21 protein-coding genes are annotated in these 25,597 nt (G+C 44.0%); 7 read left to right on the forward strand and 14 right to left on the reverse strand.

What is annotated here, in order from left to right; genetic code table 11:
- Positions 1-60: 60 nt before the first annotated feature.
- Positions 61-3,027, forward strand: a complete 2,967-nt coding sequence (locus MgSA37_RS26935) for a S41 family peptidase (protein ID WP_232010741.1) — start codon at positions 61-63, stop codon at positions 3,025-3,027.
- 82 nt (positions 3,028-3,109) lie between these two features.
- Here MgSA37_RS26935 and MgSA37_RS26940 read toward each other — a convergent pair whose 3' ends face one another.
- The 6 genes from MgSA37_RS26940 to MgSA37_RS26965 form a co-directional block, all read right to left on the reverse strand.
- Positions 3,110-4,042 (reverse strand): hypothetical protein, encoded by a 933-nt coding sequence (locus tag MgSA37_RS26940; RefSeq protein ID WP_311732850.1) that lies wholly within the window; start codon positions 4,040-4,042, stop codon positions 3,110-3,112.
- 419 nt (positions 4,043-4,461) lie between these two features.
- Positions 4,462-5,646 (reverse strand): M20 metallopeptidase family protein, encoded by a 1,185-nt coding sequence (locus tag MgSA37_RS26945; RefSeq protein WP_096356809.1) that lies wholly within the window; start codon positions 5,644-5,646, stop codon positions 4,462-4,464.
- Complete coding sequence (locus tag MgSA37_RS26950; RefSeq protein ID WP_096356810.1) at positions 5,639-6,082, reverse strand: SPOR domain-containing protein; 444 nt, start codon at positions 6,080-6,082, stop codon at positions 5,639-5,641. The genes MgSA37_RS26945 and MgSA37_RS26950 overlap by 8 nt, the downstream gene beginning before the upstream one ends.
- Positions 6,083-6,280: 198 nt before the next feature.
- Positions 6,281-9,589: a preprotein translocase subunit SecA gene (secA, locus tag MgSA37_RS26955; protein WP_096356812.1), complete on the reverse strand. Its 3,309-nt coding sequence runs from the start codon at positions 9,587-9,589 to the stop codon at positions 6,281-6,283.
- Positions 9,590-9,848: 259 nt separating this feature from the next.
- Entirely contained in the window at positions 9,849-10,733 is an 885-nt protein-coding gene (locus MgSA37_RS26960) for a cupin-like domain-containing protein (protein ID WP_096356814.1), read from the reverse strand.
- A gap of 128 nt (positions 10,734-10,861) precedes the next feature.
- Positions 10,862-11,380, reverse strand: coding sequence for a hypothetical protein (locus tag MgSA37_RS26965; RefSeq protein WP_096356816.1), 519 nt, complete (start codon positions 11,378-11,380; stop codon positions 10,862-10,864).
- Positions 11,381-11,562: 182 nt separating this feature from the next.
- Between MgSA37_RS26965 and purD the strand changes: the two genes are divergently transcribed.
- Positions 11,563-12,837 carry a phosphoribosylamine--glycine ligase gene (gene purD, locus MgSA37_RS26970; RefSeq protein ID WP_096356818.1) on the forward strand — a complete coding sequence of 425 codons (1,275 nt, stop codon included), beginning with the start codon at positions 11,563-11,565 and terminating at the stop codon, positions 12,835-12,837.
- Positions 12,838-12,949: 112 nt separating this feature from the next.
- Here purD and MgSA37_RS26975 read toward each other — a convergent pair whose 3' ends face one another.
- The 3 genes from MgSA37_RS26975 to MgSA37_RS26985 all read right to left on the reverse strand — a co-directional run bounded on the left by MgSA37_RS26975 (position 12,950) and on the right by MgSA37_RS26985 (position 16,508).
- Positions 12,950-14,053: a TlpA disulfide reductase family protein gene (locus MgSA37_RS26975; protein ID WP_096356820.1), complete on the reverse strand. Its 1,104-nt coding sequence runs from the start codon at positions 14,051-14,053 to the stop codon at positions 12,950-12,952.
- An 87-nt stretch (positions 14,054-14,140) separates the two neighbouring features.
- A complete protein-coding gene (locus tag MgSA37_RS26980) occupies positions 14,141-15,280 on the reverse strand; it encodes a TlpA disulfide reductase family protein (RefSeq protein ID WP_096356822.1) in 1,140 nt (379 codons plus the stop codon).
- A gap of 43 nt (positions 15,281-15,323) precedes the next feature.
- Complete coding sequence (locus MgSA37_RS26985) at positions 15,324-16,508, reverse strand: formimidoylglutamase (RefSeq protein ID WP_096356824.1); 1,185 nt, start codon at positions 16,506-16,508, stop codon at positions 15,324-15,326.
- 166 nt (positions 16,509-16,674) lie between these two features.
- Here MgSA37_RS26985 and MgSA37_RS26990 point away from each other — a divergent pair, with 166 nt between their 5' ends.
- Positions 16,675-17,643 carry an NAD-dependent epimerase/dehydratase family protein gene (locus MgSA37_RS26990; RefSeq protein WP_096356826.1) on the forward strand — a complete coding sequence of 323 codons (969 nt, stop codon included), beginning with the start codon at positions 16,675-16,677 and terminating at the stop codon, positions 17,641-17,643.
- 62 nt (positions 17,644-17,705) lie between these two features.
- On the opposite strand, the gene MgSA37_RS26995 is transcribed toward MgSA37_RS26990, so the two are convergent.
- The 4 genes from MgSA37_RS26995 to pdhA form a co-directional block, all read right to left on the reverse strand.
- Entirely contained in the window at positions 17,706-18,086 is a 381-nt protein-coding gene (locus MgSA37_RS26995) for a CoA-binding protein (RefSeq protein ID WP_096356828.1), read from the reverse strand.
- 163 nt (positions 18,087-18,249) lie between these two features.
- Entirely contained in the window at positions 18,250-18,726 is a 477-nt protein-coding gene (locus MgSA37_RS27000; RefSeq protein ID WP_096356830.1) for a DinB family protein, read from the reverse strand.
- Positions 18,727-18,915: 189 nt separating this feature from the next.
- Positions 18,916-20,607: a pyruvate dehydrogenase complex dihydrolipoamide acetyltransferase gene (locus MgSA37_RS27005; RefSeq protein ID WP_096356832.1), complete on the reverse strand. Its 1,692-nt coding sequence runs from the start codon at positions 20,605-20,607 to the stop codon at positions 18,916-18,918.
- 50 nt (positions 20,608-20,657) lie between these two features.
- Positions 20,658-21,653: a pyruvate dehydrogenase (acetyl-transferring) E1 component subunit alpha gene (gene pdhA / locus MgSA37_RS27010; RefSeq protein ID WP_096356834.1), complete on the reverse strand. Its 996-nt coding sequence runs from the start codon at positions 21,651-21,653 to the stop codon at positions 20,658-20,660.
- 382 nt (positions 21,654-22,035) lie between these two features.
- Here pdhA and MgSA37_RS27015 point away from each other — a divergent pair, with 382 nt between their 5' ends.
- Together MgSA37_RS27015 and MgSA37_RS27020 are read left to right on the forward strand one after the other, a co-directional pair.
- The gene (locus tag MgSA37_RS27015; RefSeq protein WP_096356835.1) at positions 22,036-22,614 is read left to right on the forward strand and encodes a C40 family peptidase; all 579 of its coding nucleotides are present in this window, start codon (positions 22,036-22,038) and stop codon (positions 22,612-22,614) included.
- Positions 22,615-22,668: 54 nt separating this feature from the next.
- Positions 22,669-23,793, forward strand: a complete 1,125-nt coding sequence (locus tag MgSA37_RS27020) for a CapA family protein (RefSeq protein WP_096356837.1) — start codon at positions 22,669-22,671, stop codon at positions 23,791-23,793.
- 12 nt (positions 23,794-23,805) lie between these two features.
- On the opposite strand, the gene MgSA37_RS27025 is transcribed toward MgSA37_RS27020, so the two are convergent.
- Entirely contained in the window at positions 23,806-23,994 is a 189-nt protein-coding gene (locus tag MgSA37_RS27025) for a hypothetical protein (RefSeq protein WP_096356839.1), read from the reverse strand.
- 93 nt (positions 23,995-24,087) lie between these two features.
- Between MgSA37_RS27025 and MgSA37_RS27030 the strand changes: the two genes are divergently transcribed.
- Complete coding sequence (locus MgSA37_RS27030; RefSeq protein ID WP_096356841.1) at positions 24,088-25,026, forward strand: SPFH domain-containing protein; 939 nt, start codon at positions 24,088-24,090, stop codon at positions 25,024-25,026.
- A 19-nt stretch (positions 25,027-25,045) separates the two neighbouring features.
- A complete protein-coding gene (locus MgSA37_RS27035) occupies positions 25,046-25,594 on the forward strand; it encodes a DUF922 domain-containing protein (protein WP_096356843.1) in 549 nt (182 codons plus the stop codon).
- The last annotated feature ends 3 nt before the right edge of the window (positions 25,595-25,597 follow it).

Below are 25,597 nucleotides of genomic sequence, written 5' to 3' on the forward strand. Positions count from 1 at the left end.
CATGATGGCAAGTCGATCGCTTTCGCGTCAGACAGGAATGGCAATTTTGATGTGTTTATTATGCCCTCAAGCGGCGGTGCCGCCACCCGTTTAACCTATAATTCGAGCAAGGATATCCCTTACGATTTCTCGGCTGATAACCAGACCGTTTATTTCGGCACCCGCCGCTATGATGTGGCCAGTTCCGTTCGGTTTCCGGATGATTATTATTTCACCAAGTTATACCAGGTGCCTGCAAAGGGCGGCCGCAGTATCATGGTAAATTCTGCCGGTACCGAATATGTTCACTTTAACAAAGCAGGCGATAAATTCATTTTCCAGGACCGCAAAGGCTACGAAAATCCCTACCGCAAACACCATACTTCAGCGGTTACCCGGGATATCTGGATCTATGACCTGAAGAATAATGCTTATACCAAAGTATCGCCATTCGTTGGCGAAGACCGCGAACCTGTTTGGGGCGACGGCGATAAATTTTATTACCTGAGCGAACGTAACGGCAATCAAAACCTTTACGGCTCCTCAGAAGCGGATATCAATAACATCACCCAATTGACTCATTTTGAAAAAGACCCGGTACGTAACCTGTCCAGAGCTGATAATGGCACCTTCTCTTTTACCCAGGACGGTGATATTTACACGTTGAAAGAAGGCGCGCAGCCCCAAAAAGTATTGATCACCGCGACAGCTGATTTCAACGGCGACCAGGTAAAAAATATCCCTGTAATGGGCCAGGCTACAGAAATGGCGGTATCTCCTGAAGGTAAAGAGGTGGCTTTTGTTTACAGGGGCGAGATCTTTGTTACCTCAGTTGACGGCAGCATTACCAAACGAATAACCAATACACCCTACCAGGAGCGGATGATCCAGTTTAGCCCGGATGGCCGCAGTATTTTGTATTCGGTTGAAAATGGAAAGTCGTGGGACATTTACAAAGTATCCATCGCCAATAAAAACGAGCCCTACTTTTATGCCTCCACCACCCTGAATTTTGAGCCGGTAATCGCTACGGATAAGGATGAATTCCAGGGCGTTTATTCGCCGGATGGCAAAAAGATAGCTTACCTGGAAGAAAGGAATATTATTAAGGTTTATGATATCGGCACTAAAACTTCAACTACTTTGCTGCCCGAAGGCGTAAATTATTCGTATGCCGATGGTGACCAGTATTTTACCTGGTCGCCTGACGGCAAATACCTGCTGGCGCAATCAAGCGAAGGGCATATTTTTACCAACCAGGTCATTTTATTTAAAACCGATGGCAGTGGCAAACGGGTTAATTTAACCCAAAGCGGTTTCAATAACGGGCAGCCGCAATGGGGAATGGGCGGAAAAATGATGTATTGGTTCTCGGACAAAAACGGTATGAAAAACCTGAGCCGCGGCAGCCAGAGTGATATTTTTGCAATGTTTTTTGACCAGGCCGCCTGGGATAAATATCAGCTAAGCAAGGACGACATCACCATACGGAACGAACAGGAAAAACGCGATTCGGCAGAAATTAAAAAGAAGCTGGCGGCAACAAAAAAAGGGAAAGATACAGCCAAAGTAAAAGCCCCTGATTTTGTGCCTAACCTGGATAACCTTGACAACCGCACGGAGCGGCTTACCATCAGCTCAACCGATATTGCTGATGCCAAACTATCGCCCGATGGCGAAAAGCTTTATTACCTGGCCCGGTACGATAAGGGCTACAATTTATGGGTAACCCAGCCACGCACCAACGATACCAAAATGCTGGCCGAACTAAAAGACCCCAATGGTTCGCTGGTGATGAGCAACGATGGAAAATCCTTATTCCTGCTGGCCGACGGCAGCATTATGAAAGTAGGTGTGGATGACGGCAAAGTAACGCCCGTTCAAATAAAATCAAATATGGACCTGGATGCCGCTGCAGAAAGGGCTTACATATTCGACCATATTTACAAACAGGTACAGAAGAAGTTTTTTGACCCTAAACTGCAGGGTGTAGACTGGAAATATTACCACGACAATTATGTGAAGTTTTTGCCCTCCATCAATAACAATTATGATTTTGATGTATTGCTTAGCGAGTTTTTAGGCGAATTGAACGCTTCGCATACGGGCAGTGGTTATGGCCCCCGTTTTCCTGACGGCGATGCGACAGCCTCATTAGGTTTATTGTATGATAATTCCGTTGGCGGCAACGGCCTGAAGGTAGTGGACGTTATTGCCGGCGGTCCTTTTGATATCGATAAAACTAAATTGAAAAAAGGCGATATCATTGATAAAATTGATGGTATGCCGATTACAGATAATGAAGACTGGGCAAAATTATTGAATCATAAGGAAGGGAAATACACCCAGGTAAATTTCCATAACCCAAAGACAAACGAACAATTCCAGGAAACGGTAAAACCTATCAATACCGGAATGGAAGGCAATATGCTGCTTTATAACCGCTGGATAAAAAAGATGGAACATTTAACCGACAGCCTATCCAACGGGCAGGTGGGTTATGTGCATGTGCGCGGTATGGATGACCCAAGTTACCGGGTTACATTCGACAAGGTTTTGGGTAGAAATATTGATAAAAAAGCACTGATAGTTGACACCCGTTTTAACGGCGGCGGATGGCTGCATGATGACCTGGCCACCTTTTTGAGCGGGAAAGAATATTTAACCCTGCGCCCGCAAAGCAATAAAACCCAGGGCGGAGAATCCATGAACAAATGGACCCGGCCAAGCTGCGTTTTAATGAGCGAAGGCAATTATTCAGACGCGTTTATTTTCCCTTACGTTTATAAAGAATTGAATATTGGAAAGCTGATCGGCATGCCGGTAGCCGGTACCGGAACAGCCGTATGGTGGGAAGACCAGATTGATAATACCATATTTTTCGGCATCCCGATGATCTCCACCTATGGCATCAATCAAACTGAACCTACCGAAAACCACCAGCTGGAACCGGACATAAAAATAAGCAATGATTATGTAAAAGAACTGGCCGGAGAAGACCAGCAACTGGAAACAGCCGTAAAGGAAATGCTGAAACAGATTAATTGATTTTGTGATTACACCGATTTTTTTGTGATTGCACCAATTGAATCCCAATCGGTGTAATCACTTTCTCAAAAAATCGGTGTAATCATTCCTTTTTGAAATCCTTATGTACCACTAAAAAACTTGCCCGTTCTGTTTTATGAAAGGGCACATCCCAGTTACCCTGGTAGGTGATCTTTACGGGCAATAACTCGCCATTTACTTTTCGCAGCTCAATATTCATCTGCACATCAAAGCTAAAAAGCCAGTTGTCGTATTTTAGGTCGACATAGCGGCCAAGGATTTGGAAGTTGCGCATATCAAATATAGTAGTCATTTCCTTTACCACCACGTCATTATCTCCTTCGCTTGGTTTTCTTACCACCCTGAACCGATACACCGGGATAGAATCCAGGTATTTACCGCGCGTGAACTGGTAGTAATAGTAACCCCGCATATTGCGCGAAAACAGCTCTGTTTTGCCGCTGATAAAAGGCAGGCCGCTTACTTTATGCCCCGGCGAAAATATCAGCGTCTTTAATTTATCCTTATACGATTCGTTTTTACCGCCCGATCCCGGTAGCGCCGGGCCTTTTACAAAGTCCGAATTATAGGCATTCATAAAAATAAAATCAAACATCTCTACCGTATACAACTGGTATTTGCCGTTGGATTTGTAAACGCTGCCGGTATCCTGCTTTACCAGGAAATCCATCCGGTGTTTCCCGTTCACGTTGCTGTGCCTGATCTTGCGGTAAATGCGCCCGTCAACCTTGTTCTTTTTATTGTAGGTATAAATGCGGTTTTCGGCAATGAAATCGTATTTTTTCATGTTGCGGAAAGCCTGGTAAAAACCGGTATCAGCCAGAACGGCATCAATAAAATCCTGCGCGGTTAAATGATGCGAGTGGATATTGATGGCCGAATCAATAGTGATGGTACGGATGGAATCTGGATTAAAACGCTTGATCTGTTGTGCGTAGGCGGCCGGAATGGATATTATTAGTACTGAAAAGATTATATACAGCTTTTTCATCATTTAATTGGGTGAGACCGCTAAATTAACGATAGTGAATGTAGCAAAAAATGACAACGATCAGGAAAATATGTAACCTAACTCTAACAACTTTCCGCAAACGTTCATGTATTAAATAACGTGTAGCAACTAATAATCTTAACGTGTTTTGCCAGGCAAATTTTAAAGCCGGGCCTGTGCGACACCCCTCTTGAGAGGCCTGCCGCCGCACCACTGGCCAACGCACCCCCCTCTGAAGAAGGGAGCTGGCGCAACTATCATGTTTTCAATTAGTTATTATCAATAATATCGGGATTTTCACGGCCTAATCACGTTGATCTTGATTAGATTCCAAAGCCTGACAAATGCTCAACCCAAAACAAAAAGTATCTTCATAAACCTGTTTTACGATGAACTATGTCCATGTACTATGAACTCAACAATCAATTCCCCAGCTGCTTAATAGCCATATAAGCCATCAACCCGGTGCTGATCTTAAACGCGTCTTCTTCCACATCAAAAGTGGGGGTATGTACGGATGAGGTAATGCCCCGGCTTTCGTTACGGGTCCCCAAACGGTAAAAGCAGGAATCAGCCACCTGCGAGTAATAGGCGAAATCTTCGGCAGCCATCCAGATATCCAGGTCGAGCACGTTTTCCTTACCCAGGTAATCTTCGGCAAAGCCACGGGCCGATGCGGTTAGTTTTTCTTCGTTAATCAAAAATGGGTATCCGCGCATGATATTAAAATCGCAGCTGCCGCCCATACTTTCGGCAATGCCTTCTGCCATTTTTTTCATTTTGACATGCGCTTCACTTCGCCATTTTTCATCCATGGTACGGAAAGTGCCTTCCAGGTAAACCTCGTTCGGGATCACGTTGGTAGCGCCGTTGGCTATTACTTTTCCGAAGGAAAGGACCGACGGGCTTTTAGGATCGGCAGACCGGCTTACTATGGTTTGCAATGCGGTGAGTATATGAGCGGTAATAATTACCGGGTCGATGTTTTGCTGCGGCTGCGCGCCGTGGCCGCCCTTGCCGTGTACGGTTACATAAATTTCATCCGTCGAAGCCATGTACTTGCCGGCACGGAACCCAACTTTTCCCGCATCTATCAATGGCATTACATGCTGCCCGATGACCGCCTGAGGTTTCGGGTTTTCCAGTACGCCTTCCTTAATCATTAAACTTGCGCCGCCGGGTAACTTTTCTTCTGCCGGTTGGAAGATCAGTTTAACGGTACCACCAAACTCGCTTTTCAGCGCAGTCAGTATTTTTGCAGTGCCCAATAATGACGAAGTATGCGCATCATGACCGCAGGCATGCATCACTCCAACGTTCTGCGACTTGTAGGCAACTTCATTAACTTCGGTGATCGGCAAAGCATCCATATCGGCGCGCAGGGCCACCACTTTATCTGACGGTTTTTCACCTTTTATCAGCGCAACCAGGCCATTGTCGGCCATTTTTTGGTAGGTGAGCCCCAGTTCGTCCAGCTTACGGCCGATGAACGCTGAAGTTTCAAACTCCTGAAAGGATAACTCGGGATGGGAGTGCAGGTGGCGGCGGTTGGCTACCACATCATTAAAAATATCTTTGGATAGCTGTTGAATCTGCTCTTTAATCATTTGACGCGTCGGGTTTTGGGGGATTTATTTTGGTTGGGATAATAAAAAGGGTGCTGAACATGCCCTTCAAATCGCTTTGTAATTTCTGGGCTTCCAGTCTTGTACGGAAGTCGCCCACCTGTACTTTAAAATTTGGTTCGGTATAAGTAACATAGGTTGGCACATCCGGGTAATCACTCATGAACTTAGCCTGCGCACTATAAGCCGACTGCCGGTTCGATCCAAAATAAATTTGAACCCGGTACCCGCTTGAGGTGCTTTCGCCAGCGCCCGGGGTTTTATTTAACTGAGGCCGCCGGGCAATAAAAGTATCTATCAGCGGGTCTTTTACCACCTCAACTTTGCCGCGGGTTTGTGCCGATGAAACCAAAGGGGCAAAAAAAATACAGCAACCTGACAGGCCTAATTTAGCGATGTAAGATGCTGCGTTTTTCATTTGCCAAGACTGTATCCTTTCACAGGAAGACCCTTTTTAATTTCATTCTATTAAAAGAATTTTCATTTAAGAATTTTAATATCGAACACCCCATATCGAATGTAGAATGATGAAGTAAGAAACTTCGGCGTTCGACATTCAAAATTTATTATTCGATATTTAACTTCTTATTTTTTTACTGAATTGCATTGAGTGGGGCTACACCAGCCCTACACCATGGCAATTCTTATATTTTTTACCGCTGCCGCAAGGACAAGGGTCATTTCTGCCTATTTTATTTTCAACCCTAACCGGGGCTGCTTTTTGCAGTTCGCGCATATCCTGCATGGCTGCGCCATTTGCTTCGCTTACCAGCTCGGGTTTCGAGGTGCGCATTTTTTTCAGGTCCAATTTGGGTTGCGGTTTTGCTTCGCGCACTTCATCGGGCTCCTGTTGCACAGGTATCCCGCCCCTGAACAGGAAGCTTACCAGCTCCTTGTTCACGCTGGCCAGCATCTGGCGGAACAACTCAAACGCTTCGAACTTATAAACCAGTAAGGGGTCCTTCTGTTCGTAAACCGCATTTTGTACGGATTGTTTTAACTCGTCCATTTCACGCAAATGCTCTTTCCAGGCATCGTCGATCAGGTAAAGGGTCACATTCTTTTCAAACGATTTGAAAACTTCCAGGCCGTGATTTTTTATAGCTTTCTTAAGCGGAACAGATACCTGGATGCCATGGATCCCATCCGTAAATGGCACCATGATATTTTCAACATACTCGCCGCGGGTTTCAAAAACATCTTTTAAAACCGGGTAAGCCTGCTGTGCAATGGCTTCCTGTTTGCGTTTATAAAATTCAGTAACGGCTGCAAATACCTTATCGGTTAAGCTGGCAATGGTAATGCCGGCCCAATCTTCCTGGGTAATTTCAAAATCCAGCGAAAAAATGCGGATCATTTCCATATTAAAGCCTTCGTGATTGTTGGCTTCCTTATATTCTGTCACCACATCTTCAACAACATCAAAAACAGTGTTGCTGATATCCACATCCAAACGATCGCCAAACAACGCGTTTTTACGTTTGGAGTAAATAACGGTACGCTGCGAGTTCATCACATCATCATATTCCAGCAAACGTTTACGGATACCAAAGTTATTTTCTTCAACTTTTTTCTGCGCACGCTCAATGGAATTGGAGATCATGGAATGTTGGATCACCTCGCCCTCTTCAATACCCATCTTCACCATCAGGTTGGAGATCCTTTCGGAGCCAAACAAACGCATCAGGTTATCTTCCAGGGATACAAAGAACTGTGACGATCCCGGGTCGCCCTGCCTGCCCGCACGGCCACGCAACTGACGGTCAACACGGCGCGATTCATGGCGCTCGGTACCCACAATGGCCAAACCACCGGCTTCCTTAACGCCGGGGCCTAATTTAATATCCGTACCACGGCCTGCCATGTTGGTTGCTATAGTAACTGTCCCTGTCTGACCAGCTTCGGCTACAATATCCGCTTCCTTTTGGTGCATTTTGGCATTCAGCACATTATGCTTAATGCCACGCAATTTCAGCATCCGGCTTAGTAATTCCGAGATTTCAACCGAAGTGGTACCCACCAGTACCGGTCTGCCCGCCGTTGTTAATTTGCTGATCTCTTCGGCAACTGCATTATATTTTTCCCTCACGGTACGATAAACCAGGTCCTGCCTGTCTTCGCGGCTGGTTGGGGTATTGGTTGGTATTTCAACCACGTCCAGTTTATAGATCTCCCAAAACTCACCAGCTTCGGTAACTGCAGTACCTGTCATACCGCAAAGCTTGTGGTACATCCTGAAATAGTTTTGCAGGGTAATGGTGGCAAAGGTTTGGGTGGCGTCTTCAACTTTTACATTTTCTTTCGCCTCAATTGCCTGGTGTAAGCCGTCTGAATAGCGGCGGCCATCCAATACACGGCCGGTTTGCTCATCAACAATCTTCACCTTTCCGTCGTCAAGGATGTATTCTGTATCCTTTTCAAACAGGGTATATGCTTTCAGTAGCTGGTTAACGGAGTGTATACGTTCAGATTTGATCGAAAAATCGCGCATCAGGGCGTCCTTCTTCGCTATTTTTTCTTCGGCAGGCAGGTTTGATTTTTCGATATCCGATATTTCGGTGCCCACATCCGGCATTACAAAGAAATGTGGATCCTCACCAGAAGTAGTGATCAGTTCGATTCCTTTTTCAGCCAGTTCCACCTGGTTATTTTTTTCGTCGATAATAAAAAACAGCTCAGCATCAACCTTTGGCATTTCCTTGCTTTGGTCCTGCATGTAATAGTTCTCTGATTTTAACAGCAGCTGCCGGTTGGGACCCTCACTCAGGAATTTGATCAGGGCTTTGCTTTTTGGCAGGCCACGGAATGCACGTAATAATGCCAGGCCACCTTCGTCGGGGCCGGTTTTTCCTTCGGCTATTAATTTTTTTGCTTCGTTTAAAGCGCCGTTTACATAGTTTTTCTGTGCATTTACCAGGCGCTCAATACGCGGTTTCAACTCATAAAACTCATGTTCATCACCGCGGGGTATCGGACCCGAAATGATCAGTGGCGTACGCGCGTCATCAATCAGCACCGAGTCAACCTCATCCACCATGGCATAATGCAGCCGGCGTTGAACCAATTCTTCGGGGCTACGTGTCATATTGTCACGCAGGTAATCAAAGCCAAACTCATTATTGGTGCCAAATGTAATGTCAGCAAGGTAAGCAGCGCGGCGTTCCTCCGAATTTGGCTCGTGTTTATCGATACAATCAACACTTAAACCGTGGAATTCGTACAACGGGCCCATCCATTCGGAGTCACGCCGTGCAAGGTAATCGTTCACGGTTACAATATGTACACCTTGTCCGGCTAATGCGTTTAAGTATGCGGGTAACGTAGCTACCAGCGTTTTACCTTCACCTGTCGCCATTTCAGAGATCTTTCCCTGGTGCAATACAATACCGCCGATCAGCTGTACATCGTAATGAACCATATCCCAGGTAACTTCGTTTCCGGCAGCAATCCAGGTATTATGGTGGATGGCCTTGTCTCCTTTAATGATCACATTTGATTTGCGGGCAGCCAACTCACGGTCAAACTGGTAGGCGGTAACTTCGATGGTCTTGTTTTCTTTAAACCTGCGGGCGGTTTCCTTTACCACAGCAAAAGCCTCCGGAAGTATATTCATCAAAATAACTTCCAGCTCTTTATTGCGGTCTTTTTCCAGCTTGTCCAGCTGGGTATATAAACCCACCTTTTCGCTGACGTCCATATCCGGGGTATTCTCTGTTTGATCCTTAACTGCAGCAATTTCTGCATCAATTGAGGCCAGCCCGTCACTTATAGTTTTCTTAAAGCCAAATGTTTTGTCCCTAAGTTCGTCATTGCTTATTCCGTCCAGTTTGGCGTATTCGGCCTTCACCTTGTCTGCTAAAGGCCACAAAACCTTTACATCCCGTTCAGACTTGTTCCCAAAAAGTTTACTTATAAAATTTAACATGTTGTTCTTTTATGATGCGATAATACTCAACAATTGCGCCATAGCAAAATTGAGCCAATATGACAGGCAAAGGTAACGTTTAATCACAGATTTTTAACAGATTATTGAGATTTCACAGATAATTGAAGGTGGAATGTGGATTTTGAATGGGCGTTGTTGCCAAATAAAAATGCCCTTCGTAGTTAACCAAAGGGCATCGTATATTAAAATTATGACTTCTTAAATCTGCGAAATCATAAAATCATCTTAAAATCTGTGATCATCTGTCCTGCGCATTCATGATGCTGCCCACTATTTTACCATAGGCTAAAACGGGTAATGCGGCTATAGATATTTTTTTCTTCCAGTTGATGTACCGGTCCTTTATAAAATTATCCCAATTATAGCCATTGAGTTGGGCGCGGCCAAGGGAGATGCATGGTTCGTTTATTTTTGTGGTATGCCACCATCCCGAAGGAAACAGCAGTGTTTCGCCCTCAAGCAGCGTAAATTCTATCGGTTTGGCGTTTTTAAATAAGGGGAATTTTTCATAATCAGGGTTGAGGAAATTTACCTGCGAAAATTTGGGGTTGTCCGGGAACGGGTACATACATGGTGTTTGATCAGGAGGGTACATGATAAACACCTTTGAACCGTATACCTGGGTGATCTGCGTATGCATAAACAAAGCATCAAAATGCAGGTAGGGGAAGCTTGAACCCTTGCCGCCCAAAAATATTTCGTAAACAGTGGTGCCCTGTAATAACTTTTTGGGCATCAGCTTATGGTTGATCCTGTCGATATTTCCGTAAATGATCTCGGGCAAAAAGTCGTCCATCAGTTCCGGAAAAACTTTTTTGACATCAAAATTATAGGGATACGGCGCCGGATTTTCGGCAGTTGAGGTTAACATCATGTCGATAAAATCGCCCATGTTATAGTTAACGCCATTGATATTTTTGTTGATGTGCGCGTAATGTTCTTTAAACCAGGCAGGTGTGAATTTCTTCATCGCCTTCCAGTTTTTTGCAGCATCCGTTAAAACAACAGGCAGTGATTTCTTTACATATTCGTTGATAAATTCCTCGTGCGGAAGGTTTGTGCGCCTGTCGACCGTAGTAATTTCCTGGTAAAGGGGTGTAACCGGCAATTCGTCTGTCAGCATCTTCAATAAATTTTAATTGTATCGAAAAGAACTTATACGGAGTAAATATTACAAAGGTTTGGTGTTTGCATTCAGCACATTTTTAAGGTGCTAGGTAATAAAAAAGCAACCTGCAATCAGCAAACCGGCTACTCTTCTTCCTCCGGATCGTCGCCGGTTTCCTCGTCTTCGTCAAAATCGCTAAAGAAACGGTCCTCATCAAACATCAGGTCTTCCAGTTTTTCCTGTTCGGGGGTGCTGGTATCAAACCGGATGGCCCAGTTATCGGGGATATCATAGCTTTTATCAAATCCCCTTATCCACTCCACAAAAACCTCCCTGAACTCTTCCACCTTATCGCGCATCAGGTCGACATAATCTTCTTCATTGATCTCCACCATCGACGAAAATGATACTGCGTTAAACATATCCTGCACTGCCAGTTTTATTAAAACCGCGTTTTGCATACGCAATGAATAGAGTCCACCACCTTCGGCCCCGGCAATTTTCGCCTGTACCATTGCCGCATTGCTTAACATCTGCGCCGCCAGGTGTTCTTTCATTTCGTCTTCTTTCAGCGCTTCGGCGATTACTTCAGCCAGGTCAAATAATTCCTCGGCTTTTTGGTACACCGGCAACTTTTCATATTTATCTAATCGGCGCGACATAGGCAGATGTTTATGTAAAGGTAAGTTTTAATGTGCAAATGTGCAGATTTCAGATGTGCAGATGGGAAAAAAGGCAAATAATGCTGCAATAAAGCAAATTAAAAACGCCTGCGCATCTGCATATCCAAAACATCCGCACATTTGCACATTTGCACATCCGCACATTTCCATATCTTTGCCCCATGAATATCCTGCTCCTCGGTTCGGGCGGAAGGGAAAGCGCCTTCGCCTGGAAAATTTCTCAAAGCCCAAAATGTCAGCAGCTTTTTATAGCGCCAGGTAATGCCGGCACCGGCCAATATGGTAAAAACCTGGATATTAAGGTGAATGATTTTGAAGGTATAAAAAAGGCAACACTTGAGCACATGATCGACCTGGTTTTGGTTGGCCCCGAGGAACCATTGGTTAAAGGGATTCATGATTTTTTCCTGGCGGATCAGCTATTGAAAAACATCCCTGTTATAGGCCCGCAGCGTGAAGGCGCCCAACTGGAAGGTAGCAAAGATTTCTCCAAACAGTTTATGGTGCGTAATAACATCCCTGCCGCCGCATCAAAAACTTTCACCAAAGATACCTTACAGGAAGGCTGCGAATACCTGGCTTCCATAGGCTTGCCCATCGTTTTGAAGGCGGATGGCCTTGCTGCAGGTAAAGGCGTTTTGATCTGTGCTTCCGTAGGCGAAGCCCGGCAAGAACTAAATGAAATGCTGCTGGAAGCCAAGTTTGGCGACGCCAGCTCAAGCGTGGTGATTGAACAATTTTTATCAGGCATTGAGCTTTCGGTATTTGTGATGACCGATGGCTCACACTATAAAATTTTACCCGAAGCCAAAGATTATAAAAGAATTGGCGAAGGCGACACCGGCTTAAATACCGGTGGTATGGGCTCGGTAAGCCCGGTACCTTTTGCCGATGCAGCCTTTATGAAAAAGGTTGAAGATAGGGTGATCATCCCGACAGTTGAAGGTTTAAAAAAAGAAAATATCCCTTATAAAGGCTTTATTTTTATCGGCCTGATGAATTGCGCCGGCGAACCCTGGGTAATTGAATATAATTGCCGAATGGGCGATCCTGAAACCGAAAGCGTAATGCTGCGGATAGAATCGGATTTTGTGGAGCTGCTTTCAGGTGTTGCAGAAGGCAATCTTGACCAAAAGGAATTAATTATTTCAAAAAAAGTAGCTGCAACCGTAGTAATGGTCGCAGGCGGATATCCCGGCGAATATTTAAAACATAAAACCATTACCGGAATTGAAAACGTGCACGATTCAACCGTTTTCCATGCGGGCACCTACCTGGATGGCGAAGAAATAAAAACTTCAGGAGGCCGCGTTTTAGCGGTTTCAACTTTGCAGGATAATTTATTTAATGCCTTACAACAAGCGACCGCCGATGCTGCGCGGATCTATTATGACGGTATGTACTTCCGGAAAGATATTGGATTTGATTTGTTGTAGGGGAGTCAGAAAGTCAGTAAAGTCCGGAAAGTCCGAAAGAAGCTTCAAATAAAAAGTCCGAAAGGGAAGACAAATTCTTCATCTTTCGGACTTTTTATTTGTAGGGACAAATCTATTTACCTGTATTTGACTTGGCAAAAATCTCCGCTAATTTAGCTTCCAGTTCTTCACCTGTAAGGGTTTTGGCAATGATCTTCCCGTCCGGGTCTAGCAAAAAGTTTTGCGGTATTCCCCTTACAGCATAAAGATCGGCGTCTTTGCTGCTCCAACCTTTCAGATCCGACACCTGGGTCCAGTTAAGCCCGTCTTTTTTAACGGCAGTGAGCCAATTCTTTTTGCCATTTGGCTGATCTAAAGATACACCGAGAATAGTAAATTTCTGATCCTTATAATGATTATACGCCCTTACAATATTGGGGTTTTCACGGCGGCAGGGCCCGCACCACGATGCCCAAAAATCAACCAATACATATTTACCCCTGAAGGAAGACAGGCTGACCATAGTGCCGCTGCTGTCGGCCTCGGTAAATTCAGGAGCGATGGCGCCCAGGGCCACCGCTTTAATTTTTGGCAGCCTGTCGCCAAACTTCTTACCTGCATCAGTCTGTTTTAACCTGGCAGATAAACTGTTGTACAAGGGCGCAATGTCAGCATAATCGGCGCCATAGGCATACATTTCCAGCGCAGATAAGCTGATATACGAATCCGGATTATCCTGCACGAATTTTTTATTGATTTCGGCGCTTTGATCATCAATCGCTTTTTCGGCCCTGCTGTTTTCTTTTTGAAAAGCCTCAGTTTGCAATTCCTCTGGTTTCGCTGCCTTTCGCTTTGCTGCCAGGACAGCGTAGGCGTCGTTAGTCGGTTTTAACAGCGCGTTATACCGATCATTATCTGCGTTGGTTTTTGAGCCCTCAATTTTCGCGTTAGCAATAAAATCATAACCGTTTACTTTTAAAGCGCCCTGTTCAATATAAATTTCCTTGTAGTTGTTTTCAGTAAACTTTGCGCCGGTGCCTTTTTCATTAAATATCAGGTATGCACTAACAGGTTCTGCCCCAACGGTGCCATCGAAATGGAAGGTGCCGTTTTTAAGGATTACTGAATCGGTCGCCTCCTTTTCATTAATATAGGTGCGTAAATATATTTTGGCAGGCTTGTTAAACGATCCCAAAGTGCCGTCTATGGTGTATTTACCGGCTTGTGCCCATCCCATTGCCGGTATTGCTGCCAGCGCTATTAACAGTATTTTTTCATATTTTTTATTTTATTCCAAAGGCAGGCTAATTATCGTGAAAATTTATCATTTCCCCAAAACCTGGTCCAGCATGTTCTCCAGGTCGCCCCCGCGAAGATCTTTTGCAACGATCTTCCCATTGGGGTCTATCAGGAAATTTGAAGGGATAGAAGTGATGGAATAAAGCGTTGCCGCTTCGTTGTTCCAAAATTTGAGGTCGGATACCTGGGTCCAGCTTAAGCCATCAGTTTTAATAGCCGACAGCCAACTGTTCCTGCCTTCAGGTTTATCCAGGGACACACTTAAAATGGTGAAGTTTTTATCCTTATATTTATTGTATGCCTTTACCACATTCGGGTTTTCTTCACGGCATGGGCCACACCATGATGCCCAAAAATCAAGCAATACATATTTACCCCTGAAAGATGATAGTTTTACAGGCACGCCATTCACATCGTTTTGGGTAAAATCTGGTGCCATAACACCCACCGAAGTGTGTCTTAAAGCATCAAGCTGTGTTTTAAAAACCTTTGCGGCTTCCATGTTTTTTAATTCGGGCGAGAGTGAATTATACAAAGTATCCAGCTCACCCGGATCGGGTGAAGGCCCGCCTACCGAATATAGGGCCAGTATGCTTAAATAACTGTTCGGATTGGATAAAATGAACATCTTGATCACTGCTTTTTGTTCTATCTGCAATTCTTTAAATCTCGTCTCCATCTTATTTTGGAAATCCGCAGAATTTAATTGTGCTTCCGAAGCGCGCTTTTTCTCGGCATTTAAAGCATTGGCCCTGTCATTTATCGGTTTAAGTTGGCCGATCAGCCTTTTACTGTCATCATTTATTTTTGAACCTGTAACAACAGCTTTATAGGCCGAGTCCGGGCTGGTAATCACTATTTCGCCCTTTTCAATATAAAAATTCAAAATATCCGAAGTGCTGTCTGTTTTGGTAATGCCGGTTCCTTTGTGGTCAAGCAGCATGGAAGCATTGGTTGGGTTCAATACATTTCCGCTAAAAGTGAAGACACCGTTCGTAATCACTGCGGAGTCAATCACCTTGGTGGCGCCAACCTGGTAGGCTAAATAAACTTTCGCTGGTGCATTCAGGGTACCTATTTTGCCTTTTATTACAAAAGCTTGCGGATCCTGTGCAAATAGCGCGACAGGTAAAAACAGGGAAATATATAAAAACAGTTTCTTCATTTTTTGATATTGACTAAGCTGTGTTAACGCTTAAATACGATTTTTAGTTTAATTTTTGAAAGGTACGCCACCAAAGATCGGGCATTTCGCCCGATACGGCGGTCTTGTAATCGTCATATCTGCAGGGAACCAAATGAAAGCGCTCATTTTTTGATCCGCGGCTGGGGTACGGCACCTGCATCCACCACCGGTCGGTTTTTTTGCTTTTTACAAATACCAATTCATGTTCATCGTGCTTTAAACTGGTTTTGTAAATTAAGTATTGTGATTTTGGATGGAGCGGAAAATCCTTTTTCCGGCTGTAAACCCCATCCATAAAATACCATATCATCTGGGCCAGCAGCAGCGCGGTTTGGCCGTTATTATCGTAAGCCGGGTTAAATTCATAAAAGCCTACCGAACTCAGCTTGTCATTAATACCGGCATAGCGCGCCAGCTGACAAGCCTCGTTCCCCCAAAATCCATTGGGGTTTGCGTTGGCATTTCCGGCAGCATCAGATGATCTGATGGCCCCCATATCAAAACTCACCATACTTGCATTCCGTATAATTGGCTCTGCAACCGCAATATTTCCGGCTATTTCGCCAAGGCGATGGGTATCAAAGTATAATTTATCCATCACCCGCAAACTGTCCTGGCTGGTATAATAGGTTTGATAGCCCAGGTTACTGAAATTAAACAGGTAATTCGGATCGTGTAAAAATATTTTATTAAGATAAGATGTGGACGTGGTTTCGATGGTATCAATACCCTTATCGTCGTCATCCAGGTCAAAGCGCGGATCTATGATCACCAGGTCGACTTTCTGTTCCAGTGTTTCGTAGGCCAGGTATTGTGCATAGGTAAGGTCCTGCCCGCCCCCTATAATTACGGGAATTATATCCTTTTTTACCAGTTCATTCACCACCGTCTTCAATGCGAAATAGGTATCGGTTACTGCGGCGCCCTGCCTGATATTACCAAGGTCAACAATCTTGGTATTGTAATTACCTTCATTCAACAGGTAAAATTTTTCGCGTACATAATCAGGACCTAAGGCACAGCCCGCATTGTTGATGGCGTTACGGTCTTCCAGTACCCCGATGATGGCGATATCTGTTTTTTGTTCCAGGTCGGGAAAATCAACCGAATAGTATTCGATCTTACTGCCCAGCTGGCTGGTATAATATCCCTTTTTTGGGATGATCTTTTCAGCATCAATAGGTGTAAAAAAATCAGATAAAGACATTTTTGATTTGAAAATTATTTAATTTGAAGATTTGATAATGACAAATCTGTATAGCAATATAAAAGACAAACATATTCAAATTATTAGATTAGTTGATTTGAAAGTTTGATTTAGCATCTTTGCAGAAGACATTTTCAAATAGTCGGATTTTCAAATTTTCAAATTAATGATATTAGTTACCGGGGCGACTGGGTTTTTAGGTTCAGAACTGGCTTTGCAGCTGGCAAAACAAGGTAATCGTTTCCGGTGCACCAAACGGGAATCATCTTCAATTCCCGCAATTTTGCGCTCCTTTGAAACAATTATCGATTGGGTAGACGCAGATCTGCTGGATATTTTTGCTCTTGAAGAGGCGTTAAAAGATATCTCACAGGTGTATCATTGTGCTGCCTGGGTATCGCTCAGGCAGGCCGACAAAAAGCCGATGATAAAAACCAATATTGCCGCAACCGCTAATTTGGTTAACTTATGCATGCAGCAAAAAATCAGGCTGGTGCATGTAAGCTCAGTTGCCGCGATCGGGCTGGCCAAACCCGGGGACCTGGTAACAGAAAACCATAACCTCGACCTTGACAGGGAAGACGATGGATATGCCATATCCAAACTTGAAAGCGAGATGGAGGTTTGGCGCGGTATTGCCGAAGGTTTGCACGCTGTGATCGTTAACCCTTCAATCATTATAGGCGCTAATGCAGGTATTAAAGGCAGCGGGCAACTTTTTGAAACTGTAAGAAATGGCCTTAAATTTTACACGTCAGGTAGCTGCGGGTTTGTTGACGTGGAGGATGTTGCCAAAAGTATGATAGCGCTGATGAATACTAAAATCAGTGGCGAGCGTTATATTGTGAGCGCCGAAAACCGGAACTACAAACAACTTACCAGCGAAATTGCAGAGGATTTTGGTATTAAACCACCAGCAATGCATGCCGGCGCCTTAATGATGGGCTTTGCCTGGCGCGGGGCAGCATTAGCAGCATTGCTTACCGGCAGGGCGCCGGCAATTGATAAAGTATCGGCACGCGCAGCCACAATTACCCGCGATTACGATAATTCTAAAATCAAAAAAGCTATCGGTATTGATTTTAAGCCGGTAAGTATTACGATAAAAGAGATCTGTGAAAAATTAAACAGGTAGAGACGCAATATTTTGCGTCTCTATTTTGCGTCTCAGGATGAAATTCCTCTCTGGATAAAGCCCTAATACTGCCCTATCGAAAGCAAAACCAGCGTACAGGCATATTCCGTTTCAATACCCTGCTCATCAGCCAGTTTCCGAAGTTCCGAATTTTCCGTTCCCGGGTTAAAAATGATTCTTTTAGGATGGGTTTTTAAAATATAATCATAAAGGTTTTCCTGGTGCTGTGGCCCCACATATAAAGTGATGGTGTCAATATCTGCGTAAATGGTTTCGGGGCGCTCAATAGGTACACCGGCAACTTCCCCCTTTCTGATGCCAACATTTACAATGCTATGCCCGCTCCGTACCAGCCGGTTGGCGGCAAGATTGGCATATCGGGCCTCGTTAGGCGTTGCGCCTAAAACCAAAGTCTTTTTATTTGTTGTTTTTTGTGATGCCATTTTTATGATTTCACTGATTTTGTGTTGTTGATTACACCGATTGCTGTTAATGATTATTTACCAGGTGTTTATTTTTCATTGGTGTTCGTGAGTTCGCTACGCCCGGTTTCACTGATTTTATCATATCGATAATCGGTGCAATCCTTCTCCAATCGGTGTAATCCTAATCAATAATCCGTAATAATAATGAAACTTGCCCCGAATGATAAATATGATGTTGTATCAAACCTTTTATCAATGCCTCAAATGTTGTGCCCGGATCGTTTTCAACAACACCTGTAACATGTTCAGTCCATTGCTCTTTCGGAAAATTTTGGATAATACCCAGCAAATTTACGTTAACCAGTTTTAGGTCACTGACATAATTTTGCCATTTTTGTTCGTCGGGCGTTCCCGGGTCAGGCCAGTCTCCGCTTGAAGGAACCTGCGATGGTAAGCCATTCATCCGGTCGATCACTTCCTCTGTCCAGGAGATCATATGCAGCAGGATCCCTGCTATCGAATGTACTGATCCGGGCGGTTTTTCAAAGGCTGCCTCAAAACTTACCTGTTCAATGATTTCATAAACTGAAGGGCCGTACCATGGGTTTCCCTGCAATACTTCTGTTAAATCATTACTGAGTTGTGTTGATATTTCCATTGTTAGCTTAAGGTAATTGGCGTTTTATTATCGCCAAAGATAAATCTAAAATATTGCGACGGCTGTATCTTTTTGATTCGCCTGTCGATTGCCGAAGTTTTTTTATGCCCTGCCAGGCAATAAAAAAAGCGATGAGCCCGAAAACCCATCGCTTAAATATTAAATCTTAACTAATTCCGAAATCCGAAATTAAATCAATAGCCTTACCGGTTCTTCCAGCATTGACTTTAAGGTCTGCAGGAATGCGGCACCTGTGGCGCCGTCAACCACGCGGTGATCACAGCTGAGGGTAACCTTCATTACATTGCCGGGCACTACAGCGCCACTTTTAACTACAGGTATTTGCTGTATGCCGCTAACGGCCAAAATACAGGCGTTTGGTGTGTTAATGATAGCAGTAAATTCGTCAACCCCAAACATACCTAAGTTTGAGATGGTGAAAGTTGAGCCTTCCATTTCATTTGGCTGCAGTTTTTTGCTTTTGGCTTTACCTGCAAATTCCTTTACTTCAACAGATATGGCGCTTAATGATTTGCCATCAGCATATTTAATTACCGGTACAAGTAAACCTTCGTCAACTGCAACAGCAACGCCAATATGTACGTGCTCGTTAAAGCGGATCTTATCGCCCAGGAATGATGAGTTGATCGCCGGGTGTTGTTTTAAGGCAACGGCGCAGGCTTTCAATACAAAATCGTTAAATGATATTTTTACCGGGGCCACTTCGTTGATGCGGGTACGGGCGGCAATGGCCTGGTCCATATCAATGCTCATGGTTACATAAAAATGCGGTGCGGTAAACAAACTTTCCGACAAACGGCGGCTGATGGCTTTGCGCATCTGGCTAACCGGTTTCTCGGTAAACTTCTCTTCGCCGGTGTAACTTGCAATTACCGGGGCAGGTTTAGCAGCAGCTGGCGCGGCGGCAGCTGGTGCTGCTGCTGGAGCGCTTACAGCAGGCGCCGCAGCCGGCTTGGCAGCCGGAACATATTCTTCAACATCTTTCTTGATAATGCGGCCGCCTTCGGCGCTTCCTTTTACATCATTAAGGTTGATGCCTTTTTCTTTTGCAATTTTACGCGCCAGCGGCGAAGCCTTTACACGGCTGTCGTCAGCTATTGACGGGCCGTCTGTTTCAGCTTCAGCTGTTGCGGCCGCTTCGGCAGTAGCCGGTGCGCTTTCGTCAGCAGGTTTAGCGGCAGGTGCATCATCATCCTGTAACAACGGGGTAATATCAGTGCCCTCTTTACCTACAATAGCTATAATGCCATTCACTGGTGCAGCTTCACCTTCTTTAGGGCCTATATATAGTAAAGTACCTTCTTCATAACCTACTACTTCCATGGTTGCCTTATCGGTTTCCACGTCCGCCAGTGAGTCGTCTGATTTTACTTTATCGCCAACTTTAAAGTTCCATTTATTGATCACTCCTTCAGTCATGGTGTCGCTAAGGGCAGGCATGCGGATAACTACCGCAGGGATACCGCTTTTGTCAACCTTTGGTTTTGCTTCAACCGGGGCAGCAGGTTTCTTTTCTTCAGCAGCCGCACGTGTTGCAACTTCTGCTGCGGGCGTGGGCTTGCTTTCAGCCGCAGGTGCTGCTGATGCCGCATCGCCGGCCAGTAAAGCTTTATAGTCTTCACCTTCTTTTCCAATGATCGCTATAAGCGCATCAACCGGGACCGCTTTGCCTTCTTCAACACCAATATAAAGCAGTGTTCCGTCCTGGTACGATTCAAAATCCATGGTGGCTTTATCCGTTTCTATCTCGGCCATAACATCGCCTGATTTCACCTTATCACCAACTTTTTTATGCCATTTTGCTAATACCCCTTCAGTCATGGTATCGCTCATTTTCGGCATCTTAATTACTTCGGCCATATACTATATGTATCTGTAGTTATTTTTAAAATCCAGTTTAAATGTAATGATTAGCTCCTTATAAAAGGGTAATCTTTTTCAACATACACATCAGTATATAATTCCGATGCCTCAGGCCATGGCGACTCTTCCGAAAACTTAACGGATTCTTCCACTTCAGCTTTCACTTTCGCGTCAATCTCTTCAAACCACTTGTCATCAGCATAACCTTCCGAAATAATTGTATGTTTTACCAGTTCGATAGGGTCCTTGGCCTTGTAGCTTTCCAATTCATCTTTGGTACGGTATTTCTGCGGGTCGGACATGGAGTGACCTTTGTACCTGTAAGTACGCATTTCCAAAAATGTTGGTCCTTCACCCGCACGCGCACGCTGGCAGGCTTCGTCCATTGCTTTGTGCACAGCGGCCGGATCCATACCATCCACCGGCGAAGACGGGATACCATAGGGCAATCCTAATTTATAAATGTCGGTTTGTACGGTGGTACGTTCAAGAGAGGTGCCCATAGCATAACCATTGTTCTCGCAAACAAAAATTACGGGAAGTTTCCATAATGCAGCCAAATTAAAAGTTTCGGTCAAAGCACCCTGCCTTACGGCACCATCACCCATATAGGTAATGTTCACAAAATCAGTGCCTTTAAATTTTTCAGCAAATGCAACGCCGGCACCCATCGGGATCTGTCCGCCTACAATGCCATGGCCGCCATAAAAGTGGTGTTCTTTACTGAACATGTGCATCGAGCCGCCCTTGCCTTTGGAACATCCGGTAGCCTTACCATATAGTTCAGCCATGATGGCATTGGAGCTAACTCCCTTGGCAATGGCATGCGCATGGTCACGATAAGCGGTGATCATACTGTCTTCCGGTTTAATTACCGACATGGCTCCCGCCAAAACAGCTTCCTGCCCAATGTATAAATGGCAAAAGCCCCTGATTTTTTGCTGTCCGTATAATTGGCCTGCTTTCTCCTCAAACTTGCGCATTAAAAGCATCGACTCGTACCACATCAGGTAGGTGTCTTTATTTATTTCGATTGAACTCATGTAATATATTAAACGATCAATTTTACGAGTAAAGCGCAAATCTAATTATATCCTTGAAAATATCGAAACTGCGATGAATTTGTTATAGAGTTTTATGCTTATTTTTTTATTTGTTGCGTAAAAGGCAATAAACCGTTCTTTTAAGGAGTTAAAGTTTGTTAAATACGGGCACATTTGACAATGAAATTAGAAAAATCGAAATAAAAGAGAGGGTTGTGTTGTATATAAACCCCCAAATTATTAACAGTGTGTTACAATTGTGGAAAAAAATGACCTTTTTATTGCAATTATCAAAATTTTAAATAGTTTTGTACCCAACAATAGACAGGGTGTCCAATTTAATAAACATTTGTTGGCCTAATAACAACAAAAATTCAGTTAAATGAAGAAAATTACTATCGTTATTGCACTATTTTTCAGCGTTTTAGCCGTTCAGGCGCAAACAAAAGAAAGTCCAAGCCCTGCGGACAATAAAAATTCAGATGACCAGGAAAGTTTAGCTAAAGATTATTTATCCCAAATTATGGGTGTTGCGCTTTCTGCTACTTCAAACATGAAGTTGTTCCATTTTGTATATGATTGGATTGGTACACCATACCGATTTGGCGGAAGCTCAAGGCGTGGTATCGATTGTTCAGCATTTACCAAAGAATTATATAGCCAGGTGTTCAATATGGACATTCAACGCAGCTCAAGGGATATTTTCAGCATGGTTAGTCCTGTAAGGAAGGACGATTTGCAGGAGGGCGACCTTGTTTTCTTTAAAATACACAGTCGTCGTATCTCGCATGTAGGCATTTATCTGGGCAATAACCGTTTTGCACACGCTTCTTCAAGAGGAGTTGCAATCAGCAGCCTTGATGATGCTTATTACAAGCGTTATTTTTACAGGGGAGGCCGTATGCTTGATTCGTTTAAAGCTGAGCTTCAAAAACAGGAAGACGATAACAGCAAGAATTAAAAATATTTTATATTTCAGAAAAAATCCTTTCATTTATGAGAGGATTTTTTTTGAATGAGCAGACGTTTCTTACTACTAATTATTGCCGCTACTTTATATTTTTCTTCCTGCGGGGAAAAACAGGAAAACAGACAGGCTGAAAAGCATCAGCCTAAAGCTAAACCCGTGGTTGTTGCATCAAAGCCAAAGGTAGTCGCCAATTCTGTTTGTATAGCCGCCGTTGGCGATATCATGCTGGGCACCTCCTATCCTGATAACCGGACCTTACCACCCGACAGTGCCAAAAGCAGTTTTAAAAATGTTTTGGATGAATTGAAAAATGCCGATATTACTTTTGGTAACCTTGAAGGCACTTTACTGGACACCGGCGCACCGGCATATTTTAAGTTGCACCAGCTACAGCCTGCTTTTTTATTCAGAATGCCGGTGAGTTACGGTGCGGTAATTAAACAGGCAGGATTTAATGTACTTAGCCTTGCCAATAACCATAGTAATGATTTTGACCAAAAGGGGCGCGTAAGTACGATGAAAGTGCTCGACAGCCTCGGCATTCAATATGGCGGGCTTAACAGCAAACCTTCGGCCATCTTTAAAATTAATGGCATTACCTATGGGTTTTGCGCCTTCGCACCAAACGGACAAACATTGCCGCTCCTGAACCTGAAGAAATCGGCAGCAATTATACAGCAATTAAAACAACAATGTGATATTGTAATTGTTTCCTTTCATGGCGGTGGCGAAGGCGCCGCCTATGAGCACATCCCCTGTACTTACGAAAAGTTTATTACCGAAAACCGCGGTGATGTACATGCCTTTGCGCATAATGCTATTGATGCCGGCGCTGATATCATACTGGGAAACGGACCACATGTTTGCCGGGCTATGGAACTTTATAAAAACCGGCTGATTGCCTATAGCCTCGGTAACTTTTGTACCTACAGGTGTGTTAGTGTAGCGGGCATTTGCGGCATGGCCCCGGTATTAAAGGTTTATCTAAATAAAAAAGGCGAATTTTTAAACGGCCGTATCATCTCGAACATGCAATCACATAACAACGGCTTAATGCCCGATAGTCTGAACCGGGTAGCCAACCATATTAAAATGTTAACTGCTACCGATTTCGAACAACCCGGGTTAAATATAACCGATGACGGAACGATTTTGCCTGTAAAATATTAATATTACTATAAATTACTTGGCATCATCATTAGTGGTGCGGACAAGACTGATACCGGTAAAGAAAAACATAACGGCAATTACGGCTACAACAATAAGGGTGGTATAGTTGCCGCTGTGGTTAATAATTTCGATGCCGGCATAAATTAAGCCTATAATACCCAATACAGTTAGAATGGCTCCGAATGTTCGTTTTAAGTTCATAATGATTTCTGCATTTTTATTTCATGCTTTTTATACAAAACAAATAGCACACCAATAATTACCATTATATTTATAGGCATAAATCTATTCGTTATGACACCTGAAATAGGCACTTTAATTTTTGTTTTTATTATCCTCGTAGTTTTATTTTCATCTTTTGTGTCTGTAAAACAGGGCACTATCGTAGTAATTACCATTTTTGGCAAGTATCGCCGCATCTTAACTCCCGGCCTTAACTTTAAATTGCCGTTTATTGAAAGCATCTATTCAAAAATATCTATCCAAAACCGTTCGGTTGAACTGGAGTTCCAGGCGGTGACCTTTGACCAGGCCAACGTTTACTTTAAAGCGATGCTGCTTTATTCGGTACTCGATCAGCAGGAGGAGACCATTAAAAACGTAGCCTTTAAGTTTGTTGACGACCGGAATCTGATGCAGGCACTTATCCGCACGGTCGAAGGTTCAATAAGGGCTTTTGTAGCCACTAAGCGCCAATCGGAAGTATTGATCCTCCGGAGGGATATTGTTGAACACGTAAAAGAACAACTGGATGTAGTGCTTGAAGGCTGGGGTTATCACTTGCAGGACCTGCAGTTAAACGATATTACTTTTGATGAAGTGATCATGAAATCAATGAGCCAGGTGGTTGCCTCCAATAACCTGAAGGCTGCCGCCGAAAATGAAGGCCAGGCCCTGTTGATCACCAAAACAAAAGCTGCCGAGGCCGAAGGTAATGCCATCAAGATATCGGCAGAAGCTGAGCGCCAGGCATCGCAGCTGCGCGGGCAGGGTGTTGCGCTGTTCCGCGAGGAAGTGGCCAAGGGGATGTCAGTAGCAGCCAAAGAAATGCAGGATGCTAATATGGACACCTCGGTTATCCTGTTTACCATGTGGACAGAATCCATCAAACATTTTGCAGAAAACTCTACCGGCAACGTTATTTTCCTTGACGGATCAACCGATGCCATGCAGCATACCATGAAAGAATTAATGGCGTTAAACCAATTGCATGCTGATAAAGTCAAAAAGTAAAAATTTTACTTTTAAATAAATGGAAATAAGGGTCAGGCGGCTAATTCTCGTAGCCGCATTAATGTTTTTTTGCTGCCAGGCGTTTGCACAGCCTTATAAGAGGTTAACGGTAAATGATTTTAAAGGCGCACCCAGTAACAATGGCGATGGCGCAATTGCCTACACCAATTGCACCATTGAATACAGCTACACCGCCAGGCCCGAAAAGGATTATTATGTTTTAACGTTCTATATAAAACTGATAATGAACAGTGATCGTTCATGGATGAACCTGTCTAAGATCGGCTCCAGGGAAATGCTTGAAGAAATATTAAAACATGAACAGGGCCACTACAACATCAGCTATATGGAGCAGCAGGAGCTATTAAGAACGGTTGGCCGGACCGTTTTCCGGTCCGATTATCATAGAGTGGCTGATAATATCTTCGACCGTATTGAGGCAAAGTACAAGCAACTTAACCAAAATTACGACACCGATACCCAAAACTCAACCAATCGGGTACAGCAGCATAGCTGGGATGCCTATTTTCAGCAAAGATTGAATTATATGCCGATCGCCAAGAATTAAAAT

The organism is Mucilaginibacter gotjawali, assembly GCF_002355435.1.
Classification (GTDB): Bacteria; Bacteroidota; Bacteroidia; order Sphingobacteriales; family Sphingobacteriaceae; genus Mucilaginibacter; species Mucilaginibacter gotjawali.